Below are 26,001 nucleotides of genomic sequence, written 5' to 3'. Positions count from 1 at the left end.
CGCCGCCAACGCAGCCAACCGGGCCGCTTGGCGACTACTGCCATCAGATCGGAGTGTGACGACCATGAGTGTGGAGACTCAAAAAGAAACCCTGGGCTTCCAGACCGAGGTGAAGCAGCTGCTGCACCTCATGATTCATTCCCTGTACTCGAACAAGGAGATCTTCCTGCGTGAATTGATCTCCAACGCCTCCGATGCGGCCGACAAGCTGCGTTTCGAAGCACTGGCCAAGCCCGAGCTGTTCGAAAACGATGCCGACCTGAGGATCCGCCTGAGCTTCGACAAAGATGCCGGCACCGTCACCCTCGAGGACAACGGCATCGGCATGAGCCGTGAAGATGTCATCACGCACCTGGGCACCATCGCCAAATCGGGCACTGCCGACTTCATGAAGAACCTCACCGGTGACCAGAAGAAGGACTCGCACCTGATCGGTCAGTTTGGCGTTGGCTTCTACTCGGCGTTCATTGTTGCCGACCAGGTCGATGTCTACAGCCGCCGTGCTGGCCAACCGGCCAGCGAAGGTGTGCACTGGTCCTCGAAGGGCGAGGGCGACTTTGAAGTGGCCACCGTCGACAAGCCAGAGCGCGGCACCCGCATTGTCCTGCACCTGAAGAAGGACGAGCAGGAGTTCGCCGATGGCTGGCGCCTGCGCAACGTGGTCAAGAAGTACTCCGACCATATCGCGCTGCCTATCCAGCTGCCCAAGGAACAGGTGGCGGCCGAAGGCGAAGAGCAGCCGGCTGAAGAGTGGGAAACCGTCAACCGTGCCAGCGCCCTGTGGACCCGCCCGCGTACCGAGATCAAGGACGAGGAGTACCAGGAGTTCTACAAGCACATCGGCCACGACTTCGAAAACCCGCTGGCCTGGAGCCACAACAAGGTAGAAGGCAAGCTCGAGTACAACTCGCTGCTGTACGTGCCGGCCCGTGCCCCGTTCGACCTGTACCAGCGTGAAGCGCCCCGTGGCCTGAAACTGTACGTACAGCGTGTGTTCATCATGGACCAGGCCGAATCGTTCCTGCCGCTGTACCTGCGCTTCATCAAAGGCGTGGTCGACTCCAACGACCTGTCGCTGAACGTGTCGCGTGAAATTCTGCAGAAAGACCCGATCATCGACTCGATGAAGACGGCGCTGACCAAGCGCGTGCTGGACATGCTGGAAAAACTGGCCAAGAACGAGCCTGAGCAGTACAAGGGCTTCTGGAAAAACTTCGGGCAAGTGCTCAAGGAAGGTCCGGCCGAAGATTTCGCCAACAAGGAGAAAATCGCCGGCCTGCTGCGCTTTGCCTCCACCCATGACGAAAGCGGCGAGCAGAGCGTCAGCCTTGCCGATTACCTGGCGCGTGCCAAAGAGGGCCAGGACAAAGTCTACTACCTCACCGGCGAATCCTACGCGCAGGTCAAGAACAGCCCACACCTTGAGGTCTTCCGCAAGAAAGGCATCGAAGTGCTGCTGCTGACCGACCGTATCGATGAGTGGCTGATGAGCTACCTCACCGAATTCGATGGCAAGGCGTTCGTCGATGTGGCCCGTGGCGACCTGGACTTGGGCAAGCTGGATTCGGAAGAAGACAAAAAGGCCCAGGAAGAAGTCGCCAAGGACAAGGAAGGCCTGGTGGAGCGCCTGAAAGCTGCCCTGGGTGAAAGCGTGGCCGAGGTGCGCGTATCCCACCGCCTGACGGACTCGCCGGCAATCCTGGCGATCGGAGAACAGGACCTGGGCCTGCAAATGCGCCAGATTCTGGAAGCCAGCGGCCAGAAAGTGCCAGATTCCAAGCCGATCTTCGAATTCAACCCGACACACCCGCTGATCGAGAAGCTCGACCACGAACAGAGCGAGGACCGTTTCGCCGAGTTGTCGCACATCCTGTTCGATCAGGCCGCGCTTGCCGCGGGTGACAGCCTGAAGGACCCTGCCGCCTATGTACGGCGCCTGAACAAGCTGCTGGTCGAATTGTCTGCTTGAATTGATGCATGGCAAAGCCCGCTTCGGCGGGCTTTTTTCATGGTTCACGCCTGAGGAGTAAAGGATGAGCAAGGTAATCGTCGAGTCGCTGGTGTATCACCTGGCCGGCAAAACCTACGAAAGCCGCCTGGTGTATGAGCCGGGCGCCCTGGGCCGCCCAGGGCTGGTAATGGCGCCGAACTGGATGGGCATTGCCGAAGGGGCTGAGCGCATCGCCAAGGAGGTGGCTGAGCAGGGCTACGTGGTGTTGCTCGCTGACCTGTACGGCCAGTCGGTTCGCCCGTCGAATGCCGACGAGGCAGGTGCTGCAATGATGCCGCTGAAAAATGACCGCGCTGAGCTGCGCAAACGCATGCAGGAAGCGTTGGCGCAGCTACTGGGGCAATCCAAGGCGTTGCTGGCACCTGGCAAGGCCGCCACGTTCGGCTTCTGTTTTGGCGGTTGCTGTGCGCTGGAGTTGGCGCGCTCAGGCGCCGATTTGCGTGCTGCGGTGTCGTTCCACGGCACCCTCGACACCCCCAACCCGGATGACGCAAAGAACATCAAGGGCTCTGTCCTGGTGTTGCATGGCGCGTCCGACCCGCTGGTACCGAAGGACCAGCTGCCAGCGTTCGAGGCGGAAATGGATGCAGCCAAGGTGGACTGGCAGCTGCTGAGCTATGGCGGTGCGGTTCATTCCTTCACTGACCCGGGCGCCAACGTACCAGGCAAGATGCAGTACGACAGGCGTACCGCCGAGCGGGCGTTCCGCTCGATGCACAACCTGCTGAGTGAAGTGTTCCACCCCTAGTGCGCGGGCTTGTAAGAGGGGCGCGCTGAACCGTCCCGCCTGCTGGCGGGTCTATTCGGTTCGTCCCCGTACAAGGAAGCTGACCATGAACGCCAAAGCGCTGGCCTGCGCCGTTGTAGCCGCCTGGCTATGCCAGGCGGCACAGGCCCGTGAGTACCGCTACAGCGATGCTCACCTGCATTATGTGGATTTCTTCCAGGAAACCGAGGGCATGCCTGCGCTGCTCAAGGCCATGGATGCCGCAGGTATCGACCAATCGATGATTTCCGGCATTCCGGTTGCCAAGAAATGGCACGAGGACGAGCCCAAGCGGCCACGCTATTACGCCGGCGATGACGCCGATGCCTATTGGTACAGTGCCACGGACACCTATGTAGCGGCCGCCATCCAGAAACTTCCCCCTGAACAGCGTCAGCGCTTTCATCCCTTTCTTACCGGCATCAACCCGGTGGACAAGAATGCCGTGAGCCACATCGAGCGCATGCTCGACCTGTACCCAGGCTTGTGGCAGGGCATCGGTGAAGTGTTCACCCGCCATGACGACCTGACCGCGCTGACCAGTGGCGAGACGCCGCGGGCCAATAACGAGGCCATGACGCGCATCTATCACCTGGCCGCCGAGCGCGACCTGCCGGTGCTGCTGCACTCGAACATCACCTCCAAGCGCGAGCGTAACCCGTTGTACCTGGCGGAGATCGAGGAGCCCCTGCGCGATCACCCCCACACACGCTTCATCTGGGCCCATGCCGGCAGCAGCATGGAGATTCACCGGCATCAGACCCGCATGGACTTCTTGCTCCCCGTATTGACCCGGCTGCTGGAGGATTACCCCAACCTCTATGTGGACCTGTCTTGGAGCGTGCTTGAGCCTTACCTGCTGGATGAGCAGGGCAAGCCACAGCAGCCATGGCTGGCGCTGGTGCAGAAATACCCCGACCGGTTCATGCTGGGGTCGGATGTGGTAGGGCGGTTCGGGAGCCTTGGCGAGCAGATGCACGGGTTCAAACCGTTTCTGGACGCCTTGCCCGAACCCGTGGCCAACAAGGTCGCGCGCGAGAACTTTCTGGCGGTGTTACCCAAGCCCAAGTAAACGCCTGAAAACAAAAACGCCCCGAACCAGTCGGGGCGTTTTGCATCTACCGCAGCAGCGCCTTACTTGCCTTCCCAGCGCTTGAGCACCAGCGTGGCATTGGTGCCGCCGAAGCCGAAGCTGTTGCTCATGACCGTGTCGATCTTGGCGTTTTCTTCGGTTTTGCGCAGGATTGGCAGGTCGGCAACCTCAGGGTCCAGTTCGTCGATGTTGGCGGAGCCGGCGATGAAGTTGTTTTCCATCATCAGCAGGCAGTAAATCGCCTCGTGTACACCGGCAGCACCCAGAGAGTGGCCCGACAGGCTCTTGGTCGAGCTGATTTTCGGCGCATTGCCGCCAAACACTTCCCGCACGCCCTTGATCTCGGCAACGTCACCTACGGGGGTGGAGGTGCCGTGGGTGTTCAGGTAGTCGATTGGGGTGTCGACAGTCGCCAGTGCCTGCTGCATGCAGCGAATGGCGCCTTCACCGCTTGGCGCGACCATGTCGTAGCCATCGGAAGTGGCGCCGTAGCCGACGATCTCGGCGTAGATCTTGGCGCCACGGGCGAGGGCGTGTTCCAGCTCCTCGACCACGACCATGCCGCCGCCACCGGCGATGACGAAGCCGTCACGGTCGGCGTCGTAGGCGCGGGAGGCCTGTTCAGGGGTGTCGTTGCGCTTGGTCGACAGGGCGCCCATGGCATCGAACAGGAACGACTGGCTCCAGTGCTCTTCTTCACCGCCACCGGCGAACACGATGTCCTGCTTGCCCCACTGGATCTGCTCCAGCGCGGTGCCGATGCAGTGCGCGGACGTGGCGCACGCCGACGAGATCGAGTAGTTCAGGCCCTTGATCTTGAACGGGGTGGCCAGGCACGCCGACACGGTGCTGCCCATGGTGCGGGTAACCCGGTACGGGCCCACACGCTTGACGCCTTTCTCGCGCAGGGTGTCCAGCGCTTCCATCTGGTTCAGGGTCGATGCACCGCCGGAGCCTGCCACCAGGCCGGTACGCGGGTTGGAAACCTGCTCTTCGGTCAGGCCGGCATCCTTGATCGCGTCCTGCATGGCCAGGTAGGCATAGGCAGCGGCATGGCCGACGAAGCGGAAGACCTTGCGGTCGATCAGTTCTTCGAGGTTGAGGTCGATGGACCCGGAAACCTGGCTACGCAGCCCCATTTCCTTGTATTCCGGGTTGGAACGGATACCCGAACGGCTGTTGCGCAGGTTTTCGGTGACGGTAGCTTTGTCATTGCCCAGGCACGATACGATGCCCAGACCAGTGATAACGACGCGGCGCATGCGAATAACCCTTAGAAATTGTCAGTGGAGGTGAACACGCCGACCCGCAGGCCTTCGGCTGTGTAGATCTCGCGGCCGTCTACGCTGACAGAACCATCGGCGATGGCCATGTTCAGCTTGCCTTTCAGGACGCGCTTGATGTGAATGTTGTACGTGACTTTCTTGGCGGTGGGCAGCACCTGGCCGAAGAATTTCACCTCGCCCGAGCCCAGCGCACGACCGCGGCCTGGCAGGCCCTGCCAGCCGAGGAAGAAACCGACCAACTGCCACATGGCGTCAAGGCCCAGGCAGCCTGGCATGACGGGGTCACCTTCGAAGTGGCAGGCGAAGAACCACAGGTCCGGGGTGATATCCAGCTCGGCGACCAATTCACCTTTGCCGTACTTGCCGCCTTCTTCACTGATGTGGGTGATGCGATCGACCATCAGCATGTTCGGCGCGGGCAGTTGCGCATTACCTGGGCCGAACAGCTCACCGCGACTGCAGCGCAGCAGGTCTTCCCGAGTAAAGGCGTGTTGTTTGGTCATGCGAGCTCCTCAATAACCCCCTGCGGCAGGGGATGAATCTTCCCGGCCGGCCCGTTACGCATCGCGTCCGGGGCGGCAGCCTACAGGTAGACTATTGCGTTGTGGTGAAAGTCACAGTGCGCCTGTCGAAAGAAGTACAGGTGTGCACTGAAACGTCTATTTTCAGGTCCGAAGAACGTCCTGTCCAGTCTTTAAGACTGCCGCACTTTAGCATTTATCGCCAGTCGCGGTTGCCTCCCCCGGCAGCCAACGCTGCAACACCTGCTGCAGTTCACTGCGGCGCAAGGGTTTGCTCAGGTAATCGTCCATGCCCGCAGCCAGGCATCGCTCGCGGTCGCCCTGTAACGCATTGGCCGTCAGGGCGATGATCGGTAGGGCTTTGCCGTTGGGCAGCAGGCGGATACGGCGGGTAGCCTCGAAACCGTCCATGAACGGCAGGCCGCAATCCATCAGGATCGCATCGAACCGTTGCTGTTCTACCTGGGCGACGGCTTGTTGACCGTCGTCGGCCGTGCTTACGTCCAGGCCCAGGCTGCGCAGCATGGCCTCGGTGACGCTCTGGTTGACCAGGTTGTCCTCGACCAGCAGCACCTGGCGCCCTTCAACCCACTGCAGTTGGCCCCGTTCGGGTGCTGCCGACGCCGCAGGCCGGGTAGTGAGGGTGAGGGGCATCTCCAGAGTAAAGGTGGACCCGCGGCCCTCGCCGCTCTGGCCACGCAGGTTGCCACCCATGCGTTCGGCCAGCGTTCGGGCGATGGACAAGCCCAGCCCGGTGCCACCGTAACGGCGCGAGATCGAGCTGTCGGCCTGCTGGAACGCCACGAACATCAGTTCGAGGCGTTCGCTGTCGATGCCGATACCGGTGTCGCGTACGTCACAGGTAAGCCAGATCAGCTGGTCATCCAGGGCTTGCCAGCGCGCCTGCACCTGCACATGGCCATGTTCGGTAAACTTCAGCGCGTTGCCGATCAGGTTCAGCAGGATCTGGCGGATGCGCGTAGGGTCACCGTTCACCTGCAACTGCGCCGTATCGGCTGCCAGTTCCAGTTGCAGGCCCAGGCCCCGTTGCTGGGCAGTGTGCTGGAATGACTGCACGCAACTGCTGATGAGTTCGCCGAGGTTGAAATCGATGTGCTCCAGTTGCAGCGCATCGCGCTCGATCCGCGAGAAATCGAGAATATCGTTGATGACCTTGAGCAGGTGCCCGGTGGATTCGCTGGCCACCGCCGTGTAGTCGGCCTGCTCGTTGCTCAGCGGGGTGGTTTCGAGCAGTTGCAGCATACCCAGTACGCCGTTCATGGGCGTGCGCAGTTCGTGGCTCATCATGGCCAGGAAGTCCGACTTGGCGCGGTTGGCCTGCTCGGCTTCTTCCCGTGCCTGGATCAGCTCGGCGATGGCCTGTTTCTGCTCGGCGCTGGCCTGTTCCAGGGCGTGGGCCAGGTTATTGATGTGGCGGGCCAGGTGGCCGAGTTCGCTGTCATCGACCACCGGTACAGGTGTGTCGTACTGCCCCTGCTGAATGGCTTTCACCGCATGGCCCATGTCACTGATTGGCTTGGCCAGGTTCAACGCCAGGCGCCGGGCCAGCAGAAAGGTGAACAGCAGGGCGAACAGGGCCAGTACGGCCGCCTTTATGACGATTTCCTGCTGGCGCTGGCTGAAGGCATCGTCCGACATGCCAACGATCACCCGGCCCAGGTAGTCATCGCCAATTGCCGGTGCAGCGCTCGGGCCTTGCTGCAGGAAGTCGTTCTCCAGACGGATTTGCTGCAGGCGGATGGGCGCCTGGAACACTTCCACCCGCTGCGCGCGGTTGATGCTTTCGTCCGACTGCTCAACGTAGACCAGGATATGGTTACGGCTGTCCTGCACTTCCAGAAAGCGCACGTGCGGGATGGTCAGGGTGGCGCGCATGAGGCTTTCGAGCACTTCATTGTTACCCGAAATCACCCCGTACTCCGACGCCGGTGCCAACTGGTTGGCGATCAGTTGGCCGGTGTGGTTGAGTTCCTGGCGCAAGTCCTGGATGCGCACGAACGTGAAGAAACTGATCAGCAGCAGGGTCAGCAGCAGGGCAGGGCCGAGGCTGATGATCTGGGTGCGGGTGTGGATGTCCCAGCTCAGGCGTTTGCTCATGGCGTGGGGGCTCCTTCGGCCAGCGCCTTGGCGGCAACGTTGACGTCGATGGGTTCAAGGCCGAGGGCGCGTGCCACCTGCTGGTTGCCGCTGACCCCAAACCGGTGGGGGTACAGGCTGCGCGGCCACCGTGCAGGCGCTTGGTCGAGCAGGTGGTCCAGTACCGCGATCCAGTCGTCCTGGTCGCTGTAGGTGCTGGCCAGGGCGCCGGCGCGCACGAATGCGGCGTTCGGGCCAATCAGTGCCATTTGCCGGCCGTAGCTGCTCAACAGCAGGTTTTTCGCGGTCTTGGAGTTATACAGGTCAGGGTCGTCGAGCCCCAACAGCACATCACTGTTGGCCAGCACGTGTTGAAGCGGGCGGCTATCGAGCGGGTCTGACCACGCCTGGGCGACGATCTCCAGCCCCAGGGGGCCTGCGGCCTGGCGCAGTTCGTCAAGCAAAAAGCGGCTGTGTTCACCGTAGAGCACCCCAACGCGCTGGGCTTGCGGTAACAGGTAATGGGCCAGGCGCAGTTGCCGGCCCAGTGGCGGGTCGCTCCACAGCAAGGTGAGAAACCCGGGGCGGGACTTTCCCAGGCGCTGTTCAACCTGTACCCGCCCTACGCGCATCGCCAGTGCCGGCGGGCCGGCGCTCTCCGACAAGCGCCATTCCAGTGCATCGTTATCCAGCAGTACCAGGCGCTGATCCGGCTTCAGGCTGCCTGGGCGCGGCAGGTCGGTGGCCGACTGAAAGTGCACGTGGTCATGGGGGCGGCGGCTTTCCAGGGCCGCAATGAAACTGCGGATACCCGGCTGGTCCTGGGCCCCGACCAGCAGGATTTCGCCGGCGGACAATGGCCCCATTGGCCATAGACACAGCAGCATCAGGCGCAGCAGCAGGGCCATCAGAACTCCAGCTCCGCGCTCACGCTCAGCCGATGGCGGCTGTCGTAGCGGTTCTGCACGGCGGTGGTCGGCTCGTCATCCAGGCGCTGTTGCCACAGTGCGGCCAGCTCGAGGCTGTTGCCGTAGACCCGCCAGCGCTTGGCCAGGCGCAGGTCCAGGCGTTCGTAGCGGTATTGGTTGAGCGCATCGTCGCCATAGTAGAACACCGCACTGGACCAGCCGTCGCCCCAGTTCCTCATCCAGCCAGCCGACCCGCTGTTGTGCGCACTCAGGCGGCGGTCATCCGGGTTGCTGGCCCAGGCGTCCACATGGGCATACGTCAGCCGCAGCCGGTCGCGCAGGGTAGGGCGCCAGTCAAGCTGCGCCTCGCTACCGCTGAAGCGGGCGCGGTTGGCATTGCTGGCGATGTACTGGTTATTCTTCAGCGGCTCGCTGATCATCCCGGTGATCTCGTCGTAGAACAGCTTCACATCCATGCTCAGGTCGATATCGCTGAAGTAGCCGTTGTAGCCCACTTCGCGTGAGCGCATGCGCTCCTGCTCCAGGTCGCCAGGCCCGCGCGTCTTGACGAAGTACTGGCCGCGCTGCTGGCCGAAGGCATACGGGCTGAGGTTGGTGACTGTGTAGCTCCAGTTGACGTTGTTCTCGAACATGTCCGGCGAGCGCACCGCCTCCGAGTACACCGCCCGCAGGCCGTGGCGCGGGGTGATCAGGTAATTGACCGCCACCCGCGGCGTAAGCGAGCTGCCGGACAGGCGCGAGTCCTCCAGCATGGCGCCACCCTGGACGATCCAGTGCTCGTCGGCGCGCCATTCCAGTTGCCCGAACAGGCGCCAGGTCTGGTCATCGACGCTGCCGTTGAAGTAGGTCTGGGAGTCGGCACGATCATACCGGTAGTTCATGCCACTGAGCAGGCGCAGGTTGTCGGTCAGGCTCAGGGTGTCCTGGATTTCCAGGTCGTAGCGGGTTTCGCGGGTGCTCTGGTCGACGTCGCCGCAGACCACATTCTTGCCACCGCCGGTTTGCCACTGCGCCTTGATGGCCTCCACCAACGCCTGCTCCTGCGGGTTGCTGCTGGGGGGCGGGTTGTTGGCACCACGGGCCACCTGCTCGGCGTAGTTGGGGTTGAGCTGCCACAGGCGCGTGAGCTCGGGGCTGAACGACAACGCCGCATCGCACGCCCGCCAGACTTGCTGGCGGTCGAAGTGCTGCGCCGAGCCTTGAACGTACAGGCTGTGATCCGGGTTGAAGTCGATGCTCCAGCGGACTGACCCTGCGTAATCCTTGGCGTCGACATCGGCATTGTCGCCGCGCTGGGTGACGTAGGGGAACACGGGCTGGTACGTATAGGGCCGCTGGTTGCTGCCCTCCTTGGCTGCCAGTTGCCATTCCAGGGTCTGGTCGGGCGCCAGGGTGTGGCTGGCGCTGAGGTTGAAGCGGGTGGCGCGGCGGCTGTCCCGGTAATCCTGGCCGAACTGGTTGTGGTCGAAGCCGTCATCCTGCTGCCCCGACAGCGACAGGCGCATGTCGCCGCCGTCCCAGCCGAAGCCGTGGCTGGCATAGAAGTCATTGATACCGTTCTGGCCACGGGTCATTTTCAGGCGCGTGCCATGGCTGTCTGCCGGGTTGCGGGTGAGAATGTTGACCACGGCCATCAGTGCGTTGGCGCCATAGCTGACGGTGTTGGGCCCGCGGAACACCTCGATGCGCTCGATGTCTTCCATGGCCAGCGGTATATCGCTCCAGTCCACCGTGGCCAGCCCGGCCCGGTACACCGAACGCCCGTCGATCAGCACCTGCATGCGGCGCGCCTCGTTGGCGTTGCTGCCGTGGTAGTTGACCGTGGGCTGGTTGCCCGCGCCATAACCCACCATCATGCCCGGGACCAGGCGCAGCAGTTCGGGGATATCCCGTGCACCACTGGCGCGGATCAGTTCGCTGTCCAGCACGGTCATGCTGCCTGGCACCGCCGCAGGGGATTGTTTCAGCCGCGTAGCGGTCAGAACCTGTGGCAGGTCGGTATTGTCGATGAACAGGTCGTCGGCCACGGCTGGCGCACCGAACAGGGCGGTCAGTACGAGCAGGTGCGGGTACGGGGGCGAGCCAGGGAACACGGAGCGGCCTTGTATCAGAGTTGAATTAAACAGGCATGGTAACTGACCTTTGGCGTTTTGCCAGTGATCTGCGCCGGGTTGTACGCCGGTTGTGGGATTATCGCCACCCGCCTTGGCGCGGGCCTGGCGAGCCGTATAATGCGCCCGTCGCCACTTACTTTTTGGCTTTAACGGATTGGATATGACTGAACAGCAACCTGTTGCAGTTCTGGGGGGCGGAAGCTTCGGCACCGCCGTGGCGAACCTGCTGGCGGAAAATGGCGTACCCGTGCGCCAGTGGATGCGCGACCCGGCCCAGGCCGAGGCCATGCGCGCCAACCGCGAGAACCCGCGCTACCTCAAGGGCATTCGCCTGCAGGACGGCGTTGAACCGGTCAATGACCTGCTGGCTACGTTGCAGGCGTGCGACCTGATCTTCGTCGCACTGCCGTCCAGCGCCTTGCGCAGCGTGCTGGCCCCCCATGCTGAGCTGCTCAGCGGCAAGGGCTTGGTCAGCCTGACCAAGGGCATCGAGGCGCAGACGTTTAAGCTGATGAGCCAGATCGTCGAAGAAATCGCCCCTCAGGCACGTATCGGCGTGCTGTCCGGCCCCAATTTGGCCCGGGAAATCGCCGAGCATGCGTTGACCGCAACGGTGGTGGCCAGTGAAGACGAGCTGCTGTGCCAGCAGGTACAGGAGGTGCTGCATGGGCGTACCTTCCGGGTCTACGCCAGTGGCGACCGGTTTGGCGTCGAGCTGGGCGGGGCGCTGAAGAACGTCTACGCCATCATCGCCGGCATGGCGGTGGCCCTGGGCATGGGCGAGAACACCAAGAGCATGCTGATTACCCGTGCCCTGGCCGAGATGACCCGTTTTGCGGTAAGCCAGGGCGCGAACCCCATGACTTTCCTCGGGCTCGCGGGTGTCGGTGACCTGATCGTCACCTGTTCCTCGCCCAAAAGCCGTAACTACCAGGTTGGCCATGCCCTGGGCCAGGGCCTTAGCCTTGAAGAGGCGGTCAACCGCCTGGGCGAAGTGGCCGAGGGCGTCAACACCCTCAAGGTGCTCAAGGCCAAGGCCCAGCAGGCGCAAATCTACATGCCGCTGGTGGCGGGCCTGCATGCCATTTTGTTTGAAGGCCGTACGCTGGATCAGGTCATCGAGCACCTGATGCGCGCCGAGCCCAAGACCGATGTCGATTTCATTTCCATCAGCGGCTTCAACTGAGCCGCAGGTGGCCTTCGTCGCAGCAAGGAGCGAAACATGAACGATACCCCCGAACGCGCCCAGCGCGAGTCCATCATCCTGCGGGTGGTGTGGATGCTGGTGTTTGCAGTGGTGTGGCAACTGGCCGAGCTGCTGCTCGGCGGCCTGGTGCTGGTGCAGCTGATCTATCGCCTGATCTATGGTGCCCCCAGCGCAAGCCTGATGAATTTCGGCGACAGCCTCAGCCAGTTCCTGGCCCAGATCGGCCGTTTCGGCACTTTCCACACCGATCAGAAGCCCTGGCCGTTCGCTGACTGGCCAGCCCCGCGTGCCCCCGAAGGTGAGGCCGCGCACCCGGTTCGCGATGAGGAACCCAAGCTGTGAACCTGTGGGTATTGCGCCACGGCGAAGCCGAACCACGGGCCAACACGGACGCCGAACGGCGCCTGACTGCCCATGGCCGCGAACAGGTGCTGCACAGCGCCGCACGCCTGTTGGGCAAACCCTTGCAGGCAATAATCGCCAGCCCGTATGTACGGGCCCAGCAAACCGCTGCGCTGGTGCATGGCACCCTCGGCTTTACCGAACCGGTCCGCACCGTGCCTTGGCTGACCCCTGAAAGCGACGTGCAGCAGGTGATCGGCGAAATCGAGCAACTGGGCTTGCAGCATGTGTTGCTGGTCAGCCACCAGCCCCTGGTCGGCCACCTGGTGACGATGCTCGAGCAGGGGGCTCACCAGCGGCCTGCGGCCATGAGCACAGCCAGCCTGGCTGAACTGGAAGGCGACTGGCCACTGGCCGGGCTGATGACGCTCAGAGGCATCCATTCGCCTGCGTGAGCGGGCGCCATGGGTGAACGTTCTTCAGTGGGCAACTGGCATTTCTGTCAGTTGCCCCGGGTGCTGGCCTGTTGCTAGCTTGGCCGCACACTTCGCGCTCAAGGCGGCTTGCATGACAGGCGATATCTGGGAATTGTTGAATTCGCTGGACCTGCAGTCCACCGTGGCCAAGGTAGAGCAGGGCGTTGCGCTTGATTTTGCCCAGCATACGCTGCTGCGGGAGGTGGCCGATGCCAGGTTCTACCAGCTGATGCGCAAGGTCAGCGCCGCCAGCCTGGAGCCTGCCACCCGTGAGCTTATCGAAGCTGACCTGCGGGCCCTGCAAGAGGCCTGCCTGCATGTTGCCCATTTGCTGCAGATCAGCTGCCTGGCCCTGCGCCGGCTGGGGCTCGACGCCGCCGAGCAGCGCCTGGCCCGCGAGGCGCTGGAAAGCCAGCAGGCTTGCATTCAGGCTTGCCTACGCCGCTCGCTGGCGAGCTTCGACCGCTCGGCGTGACCTGATTGCCCTTGCCGATGACCTATCCGAACGTTGCCTGAACGTGCGCGGGTGCCGACAATGGGCCATCACCCATCGCCCGGATACGCGCCATGTCGCAGCCGATCTTCTTCGCCCACGCCAACGGCTTTCCATCGGCCACCTACGGCAAGCTGTTCGCTGCCCTGGCGCCCGACTACCACGTGCAGCACTTGCCCCAGCATGGCCACGACCCGCGCTTTCCGGTGGATGACAACTGGCAGAACCTGGTGGACGAGCTGTTGCATCACCTGGCGTTGCAACCGCAACCGGTATGGGGGGTGGGCCACTCGCTGGGGGGCGTTTTGCACCTGCACGCGGCCTTGCGCCGGCCCGACCTTTACCGCGGTGTGGTAATGCTCGACTCACCCGTGCTTACCCGTGCCGATCAGTGGCTGCTGCGCATCGCCAAGCGGCTGGGGTTCATCGACCGCATCACCCCCGCAGGGCGTACGCTGGGCCGCCGTTCGGAGTTCGATGACCGGGACAGCGCGCGGCAGTATTTCGCCGGCAAATCGCTGTTCCGCCAATTTGACCCGGAGTGCCTGGACGCGTACATCGAGCACGGGCTTCTTGAGCAGCAGCAGAAACTGCAGTTGCGCTTCGACCCCGCCACCGAAATCAGCATCTACCGCAGTATCCCCCATACCAGCCCGGCGCCTGCTCGCCAGCTGCAGGTACCGTTGGCGATGGTGTGCGGCGAGCGCAGCGACGTCATCCGCCGCCACCATACCTTCACCGTGCGTGGCATGCCGCGGGGGGAGTTTCACAGCGTGCCAGGTGGGCACATGTTCCCGCTCGAGCGGCCCGCCGACACCGCCAGCCTGTTGAAGGGGCTATTCGACCGCTGGGGGCAGGCATGAGCGCGGCGGTGGAAGAGGTTCGCCTGAGCCTCGGCCATATCGAGCTGGCCGCCCATCTGTTCGGCCCCGAGGACGGCCTGCCGGTCATTGCCCTGCATGGGTGGCTGGACAACGCCAACAGCTTCGCGCACCTGGCCACACGGCTCAAGGGCCTGCGCATCGTGGCGCTGGACCTGGCAGGCCATGGGTACTCGCAGCATCGCCCCCCGGGTGCCAGTTATGCGCTGGCAGACTATGCCCATGACGTGCTGCGGGTGGCTGAGCAGCTGGGTTGGCAGCGGTTCGCGCTGCTTGGGCATTCGCTGGGGGCCATCATCTGTGTGCAACTGGCCGCTGCCTTGCCCGACCGGGTCAGCCACCTTGCCCTGATCGACGGCGTGATCCCGCCCACCGGCGGTGAACAGGATGCCGCCGAGCGACTGGGCATGGCGTTGCAGGCGCAACTGCGGCTCGATGGCAAGCGCAAGTCGGTGTATGCCACCCAGGAGCAAGGCGTGCACGCCAGGATGAAAGGCATGGTGGCCGTCAGCCGCGAGGCCGCCGAGCTGCTGGCCCAGCGGGGCCTGATGCCGGTGCCGGGGGGTTACAGCTGGCGCAGTGACAGCCGCTTGACCCTGCCATCGCCGGTGCGCCTCAGCGAAGCGCAGGCGATGGCCTACGTGATGCGGGTCAGTTGCCCGGTGCGGCTGGTGGTTGCACAGAGTGGCATGCTGGCACGCAACACGCCGCTGCTGGAGCAGCTACCCTTCGAGCAGGTGACACTGCCCGGTGGCCATCACCTGCACCTGAACGATGAGCAGGGGGCGCAGCTTGTCGCAGACTGTTTCAATCGCTTCTTTGGCTTTGCTTGACTTGCACCGGACAAGTGTCGAGGCTTGGCGGGTTGATCAGGGAGACAACCATGCAACTGCCAGACATCCACATGCTTCACCTCGGCGCCGCGCGCCGCGTGGTTCGCCAATGAGCGCGCCCATTGCCCTGCGTTGCGCCTTGGCGGCCGGCCTTGCGCTGGCCAGCCCGTTGCTGTGGGCCAGCACCCTGCCGGTGCCGGTAGATGCCAAGGTGGTCGACCAGCGGCCATCGGTGGAGCAGGAGCGCATTTACCCCATGGGCCCGCTGCGCAAGATCAGCGGCCGCCTGCGGGTTGAAAACAAGGTCGAAAGCCGTGGCCAGGTCAGTTCGGTTACCTACGAACTGCCGGTCGAACGCACCGCCCGCGAAGCGTTCACCAGTGCCCGCGAGGCCCTGCAGCAGGCGGGCGGCTACCCGCTGTTCTGGTGCCAGGGCCGCGATTGTGGCGAGGCCAGCATCTGGGCCAACGACGTGTTCGCCAATGCCCGCCTCAATGGGGGTGACGAGCAGCAGGCATTTATCCTGCTGCGCCGCTCCGCAGAGCAAGCCGACACCCTGGTCGCGCTGTACAGCGTCACCCGCGGCAACCGCCGTGCCTACCTGCATGTCGAAGAATTCGTCGCAGCCAGCCCGCTTGGCGATCTGTTGCCCACCGCCGCCACCGTACTGCGCGAAATGCGCGACACCGGCAAGCTCGACTACCCGGACCTGGCAGCGCCCAACGCTGACTGGGCCACCCTGTTGGCGCGTAGCCTGAACCTCGACAGCACGCTGCGGGCAAGCCTCAGCGGTGCCAAGGCCGAAGACTGGCGCCAGGCACTGATAAAGGCCGGGGTACGCAGTGCGCGCCTCGAAACGGGTGATGCGCCAACCGATGGCCTGCACCTCGAACTGATCCGCTGAACGAGCAACACCATGCTTAACAACGACCGCCTGCTGGTCCAGATCCTGCTGCTGGCACTGCTGGGCGCTGGCCTGTGGGTCATGGCGCCTTTCATCTCGGCCCTGTTGTGGGGCGCGATCCTGGCCTTCGCCAGTTGGCCGGTGATGCGCCTGCTCACCCGCGCACTGGGCGGTCGCGAAACCCTGGCAGCCAGCCTGCTGACCACCGCCTGGATTCTTATCGTGGCCCTGCCGCTGGTGTGGCTGGGCTTCAACCTGGCCGACCACATTCGTGACGCCACGGCATTCGTGCGGGATGTGCAGGTCGATGGCCTGCCAGACGCCCCCGCCTGGGTAGGCAGCCTGCCTTTCGTCGGTGAACGGCTGGTGAGTGGGTGGCAGTCCCTGGACCAGCAGGGCGCTGCACTGCTTGCGTCGGTCAAGCCCTACCTGGGGCAGGTGGGCAACTGGTTGCTGGCCCGCAGCGCGCAGATCGGCAGCGGGGTGCTGGAGCTCACCCTGAGCCTGGTGTTCGTGTTTTTCTTCTACCGTGACGGCCCACGCCTGTCGGCGTTCGTGCTGCGCTTGCTGCACCGGCTGATGGGCGAACGTGCCGAGTATTACCTCAACCTGGTCGCCGGCACCGTGCAACGCGTGGTCAACGGGGTCATCGGTACTGCCGCGGCGCAGGGCCTGCTGGCCATGATCGGCTTCCTGATTGCGGGTGTGCCCGGCGCCATCGTGCTGGGCCTGGTTACCTTCATGCTCAGCCTGATCCCCATGGGCCCGCCGCTGGCCTGGATTCCGGTCACCGGCTGGCTGGTGTGGAAGGGGGATTACGGCATGGCCGTGTTCATGAGCATCTGGGGCACCTTCGTCATCAGCGGCGTGGACAACGTGCTCAAGCCCTACCTGATCAGCCGCGGTGGCGACCTGCCCTTGGTCATCGTGCTGCTGGGCGTCTTCGGCGGGCTGTTGGCCTTTGGCTTCATTGGGCTATTCATCGGGCCGACATTGCTGGCGGTGGGCTACAGCCTGCTGCTGGACTGGAGCCGCAATGCCGAACAGCCGCCGTCTGCCTGACGCCCCGTAGGCTCGCCCAGGTCAGATCTTTACGCATTCTTTATACCAAGCCCCCCTGAGCGATCTCGCCCCTTTACGCGCCTGAACCGGACAATTCCCCCAAAGCGGCCACTGCCGCACCAAGGGGAGAACCATCCATGAACGTACTCGACGGGTTGTCACTGCTGCTGGCAGTGGCATTGGCGGTTTACCTGCTGGTGGCGCTGTTGTGCGCCGACCGCAGCTAGGTGGCGCCCATGCACAGTTACGACGTCGCGTTGCTGCTGGCATTTTTTGCCATCGTCCTTTTACCTGCACCCTGGCTCGGGCGCTTCTACTACAACGTCATGGAAGGCCAGCGCACCTGGCTCACCCCCGTGCTGGGCCCGGTCGAACGGGCGTGCTACCGGTTGGCAGGGGTGTCGCCAGGGCATGAGCAGGGCTGGCGGCACTATGCGCTGGCCCTTCTGGCGTTCAACCTGGCCGGGTTCGTGCTGCTGTTCGGGGTTTTGTTGCTGCAAGGCCATTTGCCTTTGAACCCCCAGCACCTGCCAGGGCAGGAATGGTCACTGGCACTCAACACGGCCGTGAGCTTCGTGACCAACACCAACTGGCAGGCCTACAGCGGCGAGGCTTCCGTCAGCTACCTGAGCCAGATGTTCGGGCTGACCGTGCAGAACTTCGTCAGCGCCGCCACAGGCCTGGCAGTGCTGGTTGCCCTGTGCCGCGGCATTGCACGGCGCACGTCGGCCACGTTGGGTAATTTCTGGGTCGATCTGACCCGTGCCACCCTTTACGGCCTGTTACCTCTGTGCCTGGTGCTGGCACTGCTGCTGGTGTGGCAGGGCGTACCGCAAACCTTCACCGACTATGCCCGTGCCATGACCCTGCAAGGTGCCGAACAGGTCATCCCGCTGGGCCCTGCTGCCAGCCAGATCGCCATCAAGCAGCTGGGCACCAACGGCGGTGGCTTCTTCGGCGTCAACTCCGCGCACCCGTTCGAGAACCCCACGGCGTTGAGCAACCTGCTGGAGGTAGGCGCGATCATCCTCATCCCGGTGGCCTTGGTGTTCACCTTCGGCCACTACGTGAAAGACCTGCGCCAGAGCCGCGCGATTCTGGCCTGCATGCTGGCCCTGTTCCTGATCGGTGGCGCCACCGCGCTGTGGTCCGAACACCAGCCCAACCCGGCCCTGCAAAGCAGCCAGGTGCAGCAGACCGCACCGCTGGAGGGCAAGGAAAGCCGCTTCGGCGTAACGGGCTCGGTGCTGTGGACGGCTACCACCACGGCCGCTTCCAATGGTTCGGTCAATGCCATGCACGACAGCCTCAACCCACTGACCGGCATGGTCGCCATGATCAACATGATGGTCGGTGAGGTGATCTTCGGCGGGGTGGGGGCGGGCCTTTACGGCATGCTGCTGTTCGTGTTGATCGCGGTGTTCCTGGCCGGGCTGATGATTGGCCGCACACCCGAGTACCTGGGCAAGAAACTGCAGGCGCGTGAGGTGCAACTGCTGGTGGCGACCCTGTTGGTGATGCCGGTCGGCGTGCTGGTGCTCGGGGCCATCGCTGCCAGCCTGCCAGGCCCTGCAGCGGCCATCAGCAACCCAGGGCCCCACGGCTTCAGCCAACTGCTGTATGCCTATACCTCGGGTGCTGCCAACAACGGTTCGGCGTTCGCCGGGTTTGGCGCCAACACCGTGTTCCACAACCTGATGATCGCGCTGGCGATGCTGATCGGGCGCTTCGGCTACATCCTCCCGGTGCTGGCGCTGTCCGGTAGCCTGGCGGCGAAGCGCAGCGCTGCGCAGGGGCTTAACAGTTTCCCGACCCATGGGCCGCTGTTCACCGGCCTGCTGCTGCTGACCATCCTGCTGGTAGGGGGGCTGACCTTCCTGCCCACACTGGCCCTTGGGCCGGTCGCCGAACACCTGAGCCAGGTCTACTGAGGACTCACCATGAACATGCCCATTCCTGAAGTGAAGGCCCGGCACGCCTCCGTCGACCAGACCCGCCTGGCTGCCCTGTGGCGCCCGGCCCTGGTGCAGGCGTTCATCAAGCTCGACCCGCGCCAGCTCAAGCGATCCCCGGTCATGCTGGTGGTGGCCATCACCGCGCTGCTGACCACGCTGTTGTGCCTGGCACCCGACAGCGGGGTGAGCACGGGCGTCGCCGTGCAGATCGCGCTGTGGCTGTGGTTTACCGTGCTGTTCGCCAATTTCGCCGAAGCCTTGGCCGAAGGCCGCGGCAGGGCCCGCGCCGACAGCCTCAAGGCAGGCAGCCAAGGCCTGGCTGCCCGGCGCCGCCTGGGCGATGGCAGCTACGAGGCGGTCGCCGCCAGTGCGCTGCGCAAAGGCGATGTGGTACGGGTGGAGGCTGGCGAGATGATCCCCGGCGACGGCGAGGTCATCGAAGGCATCGCCGCCGTCAACGAGGCCGCCATTACCGGTGAGTCCGCCCCGGTGATTCGTGAGTCGGGCGGGGATCGCTCGGCGGTTACCGGCAACACTCGGTTGGTGTCTGACTGGCTGGTGATCCGCATCGTCAGCAACCCCGGTGAATCGACCCTCGACCGAATGGTGGCCTTGGTCGAAGGCGCCCGCCGGCAGAAAACCCCGAACGAGATTGCCCTGGATATCCTGCTGATCGGGCTGACCCTGGTATTTCTGATCGTGGTGGTGACCTTGCAGCCGTTCGCCCACTTCGTCGGTGGCAGCCTGCCGCTGATTTTCCTGGCCGCGTTGCTGGTCACGCTGATCCCCACCACCATCGGTGGGCTGCTCTCCGCCATCGGTATCGCCGGCATGGACCGCCTGGTACGCCTGAACGTCATCGCCCGCTCGGGCCGCGCAGTGGAGGCGGCCGGCGACGTGCACACGCTGATGCTCGACAAGACGGGCACCATCACCTTCGGCAACCGCCGCTGCAGCGCCTTGCATGCGGCACCTGGCATTACCCCGCGCGAGCTGGGGGAGGGCGCTTTGCTGGCGTCGCTGGCCGATGACACGGCCGAAGGCAAATCGATCGTGGAATACCTGCGCCAGCTGCACGACTTCGTCGAACCGGCTGCTGGCCAGTTCGAGCCGGTGGCATTCACCGCGCAGACGCGGCTGTCGGGCATTGATGTGGGCCCGCGCCGCTACCGCAAGGGCGCGGTGGACGCGGTGCTGGCCTTTGTTGGCATGCAGCGCATGGACGTGCCAGCCGTGCTGGCCCGCGAGATAGAACGCATTGCCCAAAGCGGCGGTACGCCATTGCTGGTATGCGTCGACAAGCGCCTGCTGGGGGTGATCCACCTCAAGGATGTGGTCAAGCCGGGTATCCGCGAGCGTTTCGCCGAATTGCGCAAACTGGGTATCCGCACCGTGATGGTGACCGGTGACAACCCCCTGACGGCCGCTGCCATCGCCGCCGAGGCGGGGGTCGATGACGTGCTGGCCGAAGCAACGCCTGAGAAGAAGCTGGCCCGCATTCGCCAGGAGCAGAACGACGGGCGCCTGGTCGCGATGTGCGGCGACGGGGCCAACGACGCCCCAGCGCTGGCCCAGGCAGACGTAGGCATGGCCATGAACGATGGCACCCAGGCTGCCCGCGAGGCCGCCAACATGGTCGACCTGGACAGCGACCCCACCAAGCTGCTGGACGTGGTGCAGGTGGGCAAGGCGCTGCTGGTGACCCGTGGCGCGCTCACCACCTTTTCCATTGCCAACGACGTGGCCAAGTACTTCGCCATCCTGCCGGCGTTGTTTGCCGCCATCTACCCGCAACTGGGGGCGCTGAACCTGATGCACCTGGCCAGCCCGCAGAGCGCGATTCTGTCTGCCATCGTGTTCAACGCACTGATCATCGTGGTGCTCATCCCGCTGGCGCTGCGCGGGGTGCGGGTGCAGGCCGCCAGCGCCGCGCAGCTGCTGCGGCGCAACCTGCTGATCTATGGGCTGGGCGGCATCGTCGTGCCGTTCGCCGGGATCAAGCTGATCGACTTGCTGCTCAACGCGTTGCACCTGGTCTGAGGAGGCCAACATGAATGCTTACCTACGCCCGGCCTTGAGCCTGGTGCTGTTGATGACGTTGTTGACGGGTGCGCTGTACCCCCTGGCCGTGACCGGTCTTGCCCAGCTTGTGTTCCCCACCCAGGCCAACGGCAGCCTGGTGCGTGACGAGCAGGGCCAAGTGCGCGGTTCGGCGTTGATTGCCCAGGCGTTCACGGGCGATGCGTGGTTCCATTCGCGGCCTTCGGCAGGCGCCTATGCCACTGTCGCCAGTGCGGCCAGCAACCTGTCGCCGGGCAACCCGGCCCTGGCCGAGCGCGTGAAGGGCGACGCTGCGCAGCTGTACCAGGCGCAACTTGGGCCGGTACCGCTGGCGCTGCTCACAACCTCTGGCAGCGGCCTGGACCCGCACCTGCCGCCAGAGGCTGTGGCCTACCAGATCCCCCGGGTGGCGGCAGCGCGAAACCTGCCCCCGGCGCGCTTGCAAGGCTTGCTGGAACAAGCCACCCTGCACCCGTTGATTGGCCCTCCGGTGGTCAATGTGCTGGCGCTCAACCAGGCATTGGCCCGCCTGAGCGACTAGCCGTCGAGACAATAGCAGGCACGCGCGCAGCTCGCGACGGCGTGCCCAGCAGGCCCGAACGACGCACCTCACCCAAGCAGAACCCAAGGACCGAAACATGAGCGATTCCGCCCGCGCCGACGCCCTGCTGGCCACCCTACCGCGTACCGGCCGGGGCCGCTTGAAGGTGTTTCTCGGCGCTGCCCCCGGTGTCGGCAAGACCTTCGCCATGCTCAAGGACGCCCACGCCCGCCAGCGCCAGGGCCAGGCGGTGCTGGCGGCAGTGGTGGAAACCCACGGGCGCGCCGAAACCGAGGCGCTGCTGGCAGGCTTGAAACAGCAACCCCTGCTGCGCAGCCAGTACCGCGGCGTCACCCTGGAGGAAATGGACCTCGACGGCGTGCTGCAGGGCGCTGCCGGCCTGGTACTGGTCGACGAGCTGGCCCACACCAACGCCCCCGGCAGCCGCCACGCCAAACGCTGGCAGGATGTGCAGGAACTGCTGGCCGCCGGTATTGATGTGTACACCACCCTCAATGTCCAGCACCTTGAGAGCCTCAATGACAAGGTGCAGGACATCACCGGCGTGCGGGTCCGCGAAACCGTACCGGACTGGGTGCTGCAGGATGCCTTCGAACTGCTGCTGATCGACCTGCCGCCCCGCGAACTGCTGGAGCGCCTGCGGGCGGGCAAGGTCTATGTGCCAGAACAGGCGCGGGCGGCGGTGGATGCATTCTTCTCGCCGAGCAACCTCAACGCCCTGCGGGAACTGGCCATGCAGGCCGCAGCGGCCCAGGTGGACGTGGATGTTGCCCAAGGTTACCGCCAGCGGGGTGAGGCGGCACCTGCCTTGCGTGGGCGTTTGCTGGTGGGCGTTGACGGTGACGATCAGGCTGAACGGCTGGTGCGTCATGCCAGCCGTGTGGCGCAGCGTCGGCACCTGCCGTGGAGCCTGGTGCATGTGGACAACGGCGGGGTACGTGACGAAGCAGGCCGCCAGCGCCTGCAGGCGGCGCAGCAGCTGGCCGAGCGCCTGGGCGGCGAGGTGGTGGTGCTGCGGGCAGGGGAGGTGGCGCACACGTTGATTCAGCACGCGGCCGAGCGGCGCGCCAGCCTGGTGCTGGTGGGGCAGACCCGACAGCGCCTGCGCCGGCGGCTGTTCGGGGCGGGTGTGGCCACGCGGCTGCTGCGTGCCAGCCACGGCCTGGAGGTCAACGTACTGGCCCGTGACGCGCAGCGCCCGGCACCACGGCCAGTGGTGCGGCAGGTTTGGGTGTGGCGTCATTACGTGCTGGCGCTGTTGGCTACCGTGACGGCAGCCGGCCTGGCCTGGGCGGTTGCCAGCGTGCTGGCGTTGCCCAACATATCGCTGGTGTTTCTGGCGGCAGTGCTGCTGGTGGCAGTGCGCAGCAGCCTGGGCCCAGCGTTGGCGTGCGCGCTGTTGTCGTTTCTGGCCTACGACTTTCTGTTCATCCCGCCGAATTTCTCGTTGAGCATCCAGCGCGAAGAAGACGTGCTGACCTTGGTGTTCTTCCTGCTGATGGCTGCACTCACCGGTAACCTGGCGGCCCGTCAGCGCCGCCAGTTGCAGGCCCTGCGTGAAACCCAGGCGCAAACCAGCCAGTTGCTCGACCTGTCACGCCGGCTGACGGTGGCGACCGACCGCCAGGCGGTGCTCACTGCCGCCAGCCAGTACCTTGATGGCCAGCAAGGCTTGCAGGTGTGCCTGCTACAGCGCGATGCCGAGGGCCAGTTGCAGGTGGCCAGTGGCGAGGTGCCGCGCTTCAGCGCCACTGAACAGGCGGCGGCGCAGTGGGCCTGGCAGCATTGCCAGGCGGCAGGCCGCGGCAGTGATACGCTGCCGGATGGCCGCTGGTGGTGGTGGCCATTGGTGGTTGATGAAGCCCCCCTGGCGCTGCTGGGGGTTTGCCTGCGCTCCGGTCAGCCCCTGGGCGACCCGCATCGGCGCCTGTTGCGGGCGTTGGGGCAACCCTTGGCCCAGGCCTTGGCCCGCGCGGACCTGGCCGAACAGCTGGAGGCGGCGCGCCTGCAAGGTGAAACCGAGCAACTGCGCAGTGCCTTGCTGGCATCGGTGTCCCACGACCTGCGCACGCCGCTGACGGCCATGCGCGGCAGTATCGACAGCCTGTTGGCACTGGGCGAAGCGATCCCGGTGAGCGACCGCCGCGAGCTGTTGGAGGGCACCCGCAACGAGGCGGAGCGCCTGGACCGCTACATCCAGAACCTGCTGGACATGACCCGCCTGGGCCACGGCAGCCTCAAGCTGGCCCGTGACTGGGTAGCGCCGGCCGACATTGTCGGCAGTGCCTTGCAGCGCCTGCGTGCAGTGCTGGCGCCCTTGCAGGTGCACACTGACGTGCCTGCGCAATTGCCGCTGCTGTTCGTGCACGCCGCGCTGATCGAGCAGGCACTGGTCAACGTGCTGGAAAACGCCGCGCGCTTTTCGCCGCCTGCAGGCCGTTTGCAGTTGCAGGTAACCGTGCACCACCCGCAATTGCGCATGGCCGTCAGCGACGAAGGGCCCGGTATTCCCCTGGCTGACCGGGCGAAAATCTTCGACATGTTCTACACCGCCGCCCGTGGCGACCGGGGCGGGCAGGGCACCGGGCTGGGCCTGGCGATCTGCCAGGGCATGATCGGTGCGCATGGGGGGCAGATTCTGGTCGACGACGGCATTGATGGTAAGGGCACCTGCATCACCCTATGCTTGCCGCTCCCCGTCCAACCTCAAAGCGAAAGTGAAATGCCATGAGCCACACCGCCACCTTGCTGGTCATTGATGACGAACCGCAGATTCGCAAGTTCCTGCGCATCAGCCTGGCATCCCAGGGCTACAAGGTGCTCGAGGCGGCCACCGGCGCCCAGGGCCTGGCCGAGGCCGCCTTGGGCAAGCCTGACCTGGTGGTGCTCGACCTGGGGCTGCCAGACATGGACGGCCAGCACGTGCTGCGCGAGCTGCGTGAATGGAGTGCGGTACCGGTGATGGTGTTGTCGGTGCGCGCCAGCGAACTGCAGAAGGTGGATGCCCTGGACGGTGGCGCCAACGATTACGTGACCAAGCCGTTCGGCATCCAGGAGTTTCTGGCGCGGGTGCGGGCGCTGTTACGCCAGGTGCCGCAAGCAGAGGGCGCCGAGGTTACACTGCGCCTAGGGCCGCTGACCGTGGACCTCGCATTTCGCCGTGTCACCCTCGACGGGGCCGAGGTGGCCCTTACGCGCAAGGAATATGCGCTGCTGGCGCAGCTGGCCCGCCACCCAGGCCGGGTAATCACCCAGCAGCAGCTGTTGAAGGATATCTGGGGCCCCACCCATGTGGACGATACCCACTACCTGCGCATCGTGGTCGGGCATCTGCGGCAAAAGCTTGGCGACGACCCGACTGCCCCGCGCTATATCATGACCGAACCCGGGGTGGGCTATCGGCTGGTGGCGCCGGCGGGTTGAACCGGCCGGCAAGTGGCTTCATGCCCTGGGCGGCTCCTGTTCGAACAGTTTGCGCATGATCTCCAGGTAGCGCCGGGCACCGAGCCCCAGCGGGCGCGGTTTGACCCAGATGATGTCTACCCATAGGCGCAACCGGCTGGCCATGTTGTCGAAGCGTACTTCGGCCAGCGCGCCAGAGGCGATCAGCGGTTCGACCAATGGCTGCGGCAGGTAAGCCCAGCCCAGCCCCGACTGCACCAGGTCCAGCGTGGCCAGGTAACTGTCGGTTAGCCAGATACGCCGTGACAGCACCATGCGCGGGTCGGAGCCTGTGGCCTTGCCTGACGCCACGATGATCTGCCGCTGCTCGGCAAAGGCCTCTTCAAGCAGGGGCATGCCGCCGTTCTGCCCTGCGGGATGGCGCGGTGATGCCACGGCCACCAGCAACTGGCTGCCTGCTTCCAGGAAGGATTCGCGCTCGTCGATGCCAGGCCTTTCGAACACCAGGGCCAGTTGCACACTGCCGTCGTGCAGCAGGCGGATGGCCTCGGTCTGGGTGGCGGAGCGGATCTCCACTTCCAGGCTGGGAAACTCCTGCGCCAGGGCCTGCAGCGGCTGGCTCCAGGCGCCGGTTTGCAACTCGGGGGCCATGGCGATGGTGAGGCGTTTTTCCAGGCCCTTGTGCAGCTGCAGCGCCTGGGCATCCAGCAGGTTCAGCTGGCAGATTACCTGCCTGGCCTGCGGCTCCAGCGCCAACGCGGCGCTGGTGGGCAGGGCCTTGCGCGTGGTGCGGTCGAACAGCGCAAGGTCCAGCTCCGCCTCCAGCTGAGCGATCGCCATGCTGACGGCCGATGGCACCCGCCCCAGCTTGCGTGCCGCAGCTGAAAAGGAGCCCGCTTCCAGCACCGCCAGGAAGATTGCCAGGGAGTCGCTGGTGAAGGCCATGGTGGTTACCTTGAAAGAACAGACGCCGGGCTGGGAGGGTAGGGGATGCAGCATGAAAAAG

Annotated in this window: 23 protein-coding genes; 17 read left to right on the top strand and 6 right to left on the bottom strand. The window is 64.7% G+C overall.

The genetic code is table 11. The annotated features are described in order from the left end of the window. The first annotated feature begins 64 nt into the window (after positions 1-64). The 3 genes from htpG to IAE33_RS07295 all read left to right on the top strand — a co-directional run bounded on the left by htpG (position 65) and on the right by IAE33_RS07295 (position 3,849). Positions 65-1,969 (top strand): molecular chaperone HtpG, encoded by a 1,905-nt coding sequence (gene htpG, locus IAE33_RS07305; RefSeq protein ID WP_201162978.1) that lies wholly within the window; start codon positions 65-67, stop codon positions 1,967-1,969. A 64-nt stretch (positions 1,970-2,033) separates the two neighbouring features. Beyond that, on the top strand, positions 2,034-2,759 hold the full coding sequence (locus IAE33_RS07300; protein WP_201162977.1) for a dienelactone hydrolase family protein: 726 nt from the start codon (positions 2,034-2,036) through the stop codon (positions 2,757-2,759). 85 nt (positions 2,760-2,844) lie between these two features. Further along, positions 2,845-3,849 (top strand): amidohydrolase family protein, encoded by a 1,005-nt coding sequence (locus tag IAE33_RS07295; RefSeq protein WP_201162976.1) that lies wholly within the window; start codon positions 2,845-2,847, stop codon positions 3,847-3,849. Between the two features lie 62 nt (positions 3,850-3,911). Here IAE33_RS07295 and fabB read toward each other — a convergent pair whose 3' ends face one another. The 5 genes from fabB to IAE33_RS07270 form a co-directional block, all read right to left on the bottom strand. Continuing rightward, positions 3,912-5,132 (bottom strand): beta-ketoacyl-ACP synthase I, encoded by a 1,221-nt coding sequence (gene fabB, locus IAE33_RS07290; protein WP_060481494.1) that lies wholly within the window; start codon positions 5,130-5,132, stop codon positions 3,912-3,914. Positions 5,133-5,143: 11 nt separating this feature from the next. Beyond that, the gene (gene fabA, locus IAE33_RS07285; RefSeq protein WP_008089108.1) at positions 5,144-5,659 is read right to left on the bottom strand and encodes a 3-hydroxyacyl-[acyl-carrier-protein] dehydratase FabA; all 516 of its coding nucleotides are present in this window, start codon (positions 5,657-5,659) and stop codon (positions 5,144-5,146) included. 207 nt (positions 5,660-5,866) lie between these two features. Then, complete coding sequence (locus IAE33_RS07280) at positions 5,867-7,795, bottom strand: ATP-binding protein (RefSeq protein ID WP_201162975.1); 1,929 nt, start codon at positions 7,793-7,795, stop codon at positions 5,867-5,869. Continuing rightward, positions 7,792-8,682, bottom strand: coding sequence for an ABC transporter substrate-binding protein (locus IAE33_RS07275; RefSeq protein ID WP_201162974.1), 891 nt, complete (start codon positions 8,680-8,682; stop codon positions 7,792-7,794). Before IAE33_RS07275 ends, IAE33_RS07280 begins: the two co-directional genes overlap by 4 nt. Next, positions 8,682-10,796 carry a TonB-dependent receptor plug domain-containing protein gene (locus IAE33_RS07270; protein WP_201162973.1) on the bottom strand — a complete coding sequence of 705 codons (2,115 nt, stop codon included), beginning with the start codon at positions 10,794-10,796 and terminating at the stop codon, positions 8,682-8,684. Before IAE33_RS07270 ends, IAE33_RS07275 begins: the two co-directional genes overlap by 1 nt. Positions 10,797-10,977: 181 nt before the next feature. On the opposite strand from IAE33_RS07270, the gene IAE33_RS07265 reads away from it, so the two are divergent. The 14 genes from IAE33_RS07265 to IAE33_RS07200 all read left to right on the top strand — a co-directional run bounded on the left by IAE33_RS07265 (position 10,978) and on the right by IAE33_RS07200 (position 25,016). After that, complete coding sequence (locus tag IAE33_RS07265; RefSeq protein WP_028632237.1) at positions 10,978-12,003, top strand: NAD(P)H-dependent glycerol-3-phosphate dehydrogenase; 1,026 nt, start codon at positions 10,978-10,980, stop codon at positions 12,001-12,003. Between the two features lie 36 nt (positions 12,004-12,039). Next, on the top strand, positions 12,040-12,366 hold the full coding sequence (locus tag IAE33_RS07260; protein WP_201162972.1) for a DUF4389 domain-containing protein: 327 nt from the start codon (positions 12,040-12,042) through the stop codon (positions 12,364-12,366). Further along, positions 12,363-12,821: a phosphohistidine phosphatase SixA gene (sixA, locus tag IAE33_RS07255; RefSeq protein ID WP_201162971.1), complete on the top strand. Its 459-nt coding sequence runs from the start codon at positions 12,363-12,365 to the stop codon at positions 12,819-12,821. Before IAE33_RS07260 ends, sixA begins: the two co-directional genes overlap by 4 nt. A 112-nt stretch (positions 12,822-12,933) precedes the next feature. Continuing rightward, positions 12,934-13,317: a hypothetical protein gene (locus IAE33_RS07250; RefSeq protein WP_028632240.1), complete on the top strand. Its 384-nt coding sequence runs from the start codon at positions 12,934-12,936 to the stop codon at positions 13,315-13,317. A gap of 92 nt (positions 13,318-13,409) precedes the next feature. Continuing rightward, a complete protein-coding gene (locus IAE33_RS07245; RefSeq protein ID WP_201162970.1) occupies positions 13,410-14,198 on the top strand; it encodes an alpha/beta fold hydrolase in 789 nt (262 codons plus the stop codon). Then, on the top strand, positions 14,195-15,049 hold the full coding sequence (locus tag IAE33_RS07240; RefSeq protein ID WP_201162969.1) for an alpha/beta hydrolase: 855 nt from the start codon (positions 14,195-14,197) through the stop codon (positions 15,047-15,049). Before IAE33_RS07245 ends, IAE33_RS07240 begins: the two co-directional genes overlap by 4 nt. A 109-nt stretch (positions 15,050-15,158) precedes the next feature. Next, positions 15,159-15,953: a DUF4892 domain-containing protein gene (locus IAE33_RS07235; protein ID WP_201162968.1), complete on the top strand. Its 795-nt coding sequence runs from the start codon at positions 15,159-15,161 to the stop codon at positions 15,951-15,953. Positions 15,954-15,965: 12 nt separating this feature from the next. Beyond that, positions 15,966-17,015 carry an AI-2E family transporter gene (locus tag IAE33_RS07230; RefSeq protein WP_060481484.1) on the top strand — a complete coding sequence of 350 codons (1,050 nt, stop codon included), beginning with the start codon at positions 15,966-15,968 and terminating at the stop codon, positions 17,013-17,015. Between the two features lie 137 nt (positions 17,016-17,152). After that, complete coding sequence (gene kdpF / locus IAE33_RS07225; protein ID WP_033727914.1) at positions 17,153-17,242, top strand: K(+)-transporting ATPase subunit F; 90 nt, start codon at positions 17,153-17,155, stop codon at positions 17,240-17,242. 9 nt (positions 17,243-17,251) lie between these two features. Next, the gene (gene kdpA, locus IAE33_RS07220) at positions 17,252-18,946 is read left to right on the top strand and encodes a potassium-transporting ATPase subunit KdpA (protein ID WP_201162967.1); all 1,695 of its coding nucleotides are present in this window, start codon (positions 17,252-17,254) and stop codon (positions 18,944-18,946) included. A gap of 9 nt (positions 18,947-18,955) precedes the next feature. Further along, complete coding sequence (gene kdpB / locus IAE33_RS07215; RefSeq protein ID WP_201162966.1) at positions 18,956-21,010, top strand: potassium-transporting ATPase subunit KdpB; 2,055 nt, start codon at positions 18,956-18,958, stop codon at positions 21,008-21,010. Between the two features lie 10 nt (positions 21,011-21,020). Continuing rightward, positions 21,021-21,572: a potassium-transporting ATPase subunit KdpC gene (kdpC, locus tag IAE33_RS07210; RefSeq protein ID WP_201162965.1), complete on the top strand. Its 552-nt coding sequence runs from the start codon at positions 21,021-21,023 to the stop codon at positions 21,570-21,572. Between the two features lie 97 nt (positions 21,573-21,669). After that, positions 21,670-24,324, top strand: a complete 2,655-nt coding sequence (locus IAE33_RS07205; protein ID WP_201162964.1) for a sensor histidine kinase — start codon at positions 21,670-21,672, stop codon at positions 24,322-24,324. Continuing rightward, positions 24,321-25,016 (top strand): response regulator, encoded by a 696-nt coding sequence (locus tag IAE33_RS07200; protein ID WP_201162963.1) that lies wholly within the window; start codon positions 24,321-24,323, stop codon positions 25,014-25,016. The genes IAE33_RS07205 and IAE33_RS07200 overlap by 4 nt, the downstream gene beginning before the upstream one ends. An 18-nt stretch (positions 25,017-25,034) precedes the next feature. Here the strand turns inward: IAE33_RS07200 and IAE33_RS07195 are convergent, their stop codons facing one another. Beyond that, positions 25,035-25,940, bottom strand: coding sequence for a LysR family transcriptional regulator (locus tag IAE33_RS07195; RefSeq protein ID WP_201162962.1), 906 nt, complete (start codon positions 25,938-25,940; stop codon positions 25,035-25,037). Positions 25,941-26,001 lie beyond the last annotated feature (61 nt).

It is taken from the genome of Pseudomonas sp. S60, from assembly GCF_016647865.1.
Classification (GTDB): domain Bacteria; phylum Pseudomonadota; class Gammaproteobacteria; order Pseudomonadales; family Pseudomonadaceae; genus Aquipseudomonas; species Aquipseudomonas parafulva.
This window is presented reverse-complemented; position numbering and strand designations above follow the sequence as displayed.

Excerpts from the sequence above, each read along its gene's own strand:
- htpG (WP_201162978.1), top strand. The coding sequence starts at position 65 with ATGAGTGTGGAGACTCAAAAAGAAACCCTGGGCTTCCAGACCGAGGTG.
- IAE33_RS07300 (WP_201162977.1), top strand. The coding sequence starts at position 2,034 with ATGAGCAAGGTAATCGTCGAGTCGCTGGTGTATCACCTGGCCGGCAAA.
- IAE33_RS07295 (WP_201162976.1), top strand. The coding sequence starts at position 2,845 with ATGAACGCCAAAGCGCTGGCCTGCGCCGTTGTAGCCGCCTGGCTATGC.
- fabB (WP_060481494.1), bottom strand. The coding sequence starts at position 5,132 with ATGCGCCGCGTCGTTATCACTGGTCTGGGCATCGTATCGTGCCTGGGC.
- fabA (WP_008089108.1), bottom strand. The coding sequence starts at position 5,659 with ATGACCAAACAACACGCCTTTACTCGGGAAGACCTGCTGCGCTGCAGT.
- IAE33_RS07280 (WP_201162975.1), bottom strand. The coding sequence starts at position 7,795 with ATGAGCAAACGCCTGAGCTGGGACATCCACACCCGCACCCAGATCATC.
- IAE33_RS07275 (WP_201162974.1), bottom strand. The coding sequence starts at position 8,682 with ATGGCCCTGCTGCTGCGCCTGATGCTGCTGTGTCTATGGCCAATGGGG.
- IAE33_RS07265 (WP_028632237.1), top strand. The coding sequence starts at position 10,978 with ATGACTGAACAGCAACCTGTTGCAGTTCTGGGGGGCGGAAGCTTCGGC.
- IAE33_RS07260 (WP_201162972.1), top strand. The coding sequence starts at position 12,040 with ATGAACGATACCCCCGAACGCGCCCAGCGCGAGTCCATCATCCTGCGG.
- IAE33_RS07250 (WP_028632240.1), top strand. The coding sequence starts at position 12,934 with ATGACAGGCGATATCTGGGAATTGTTGAATTCGCTGGACCTGCAGTCC.
- IAE33_RS07245 (WP_201162970.1), top strand. The coding sequence starts at position 13,410 with ATGTCGCAGCCGATCTTCTTCGCCCACGCCAACGGCTTTCCATCGGCC.
- IAE33_RS07240 (WP_201162969.1), top strand. The coding sequence starts at position 14,195 with ATGAGCGCGGCGGTGGAAGAGGTTCGCCTGAGCCTCGGCCATATCGAG.
- IAE33_RS07235 (WP_201162968.1), top strand. The coding sequence starts at position 15,159 with ATGAGCGCGCCCATTGCCCTGCGTTGCGCCTTGGCGGCCGGCCTTGCG.
- IAE33_RS07230 (WP_060481484.1), top strand. The coding sequence starts at position 15,966 with ATGCTTAACAACGACCGCCTGCTGGTCCAGATCCTGCTGCTGGCACTG.
- kdpF (WP_033727914.1), top strand. The coding sequence starts at position 17,153 with ATGAACGTACTCGACGGGTTGTCACTGCTGCTGGCAGTGGCATTGGCG.
- kdpA (WP_201162967.1), top strand. The coding sequence starts at position 17,252 with ATGCACAGTTACGACGTCGCGTTGCTGCTGGCATTTTTTGCCATCGTC.
- kdpB (WP_201162966.1), top strand. The coding sequence starts at position 18,956 with ATGAACATGCCCATTCCTGAAGTGAAGGCCCGGCACGCCTCCGTCGAC.
- kdpC (WP_201162965.1), top strand. The coding sequence starts at position 21,021 with ATGAATGCTTACCTACGCCCGGCCTTGAGCCTGGTGCTGTTGATGACG.
- IAE33_RS07205 (WP_201162964.1), top strand. The coding sequence starts at position 21,670 with ATGAGCGATTCCGCCCGCGCCGACGCCCTGCTGGCCACCCTACCGCGT.
- IAE33_RS07200 (WP_201162963.1), top strand. The coding sequence starts at position 24,321 with ATGAGCCACACCGCCACCTTGCTGGTCATTGATGACGAACCGCAGATT.
- IAE33_RS07195 (WP_201162962.1), bottom strand. The coding sequence starts at position 25,940 with ATGGCCTTCACCAGCGACTCCCTGGCAATCTTCCTGGCGGTGCTGGAA.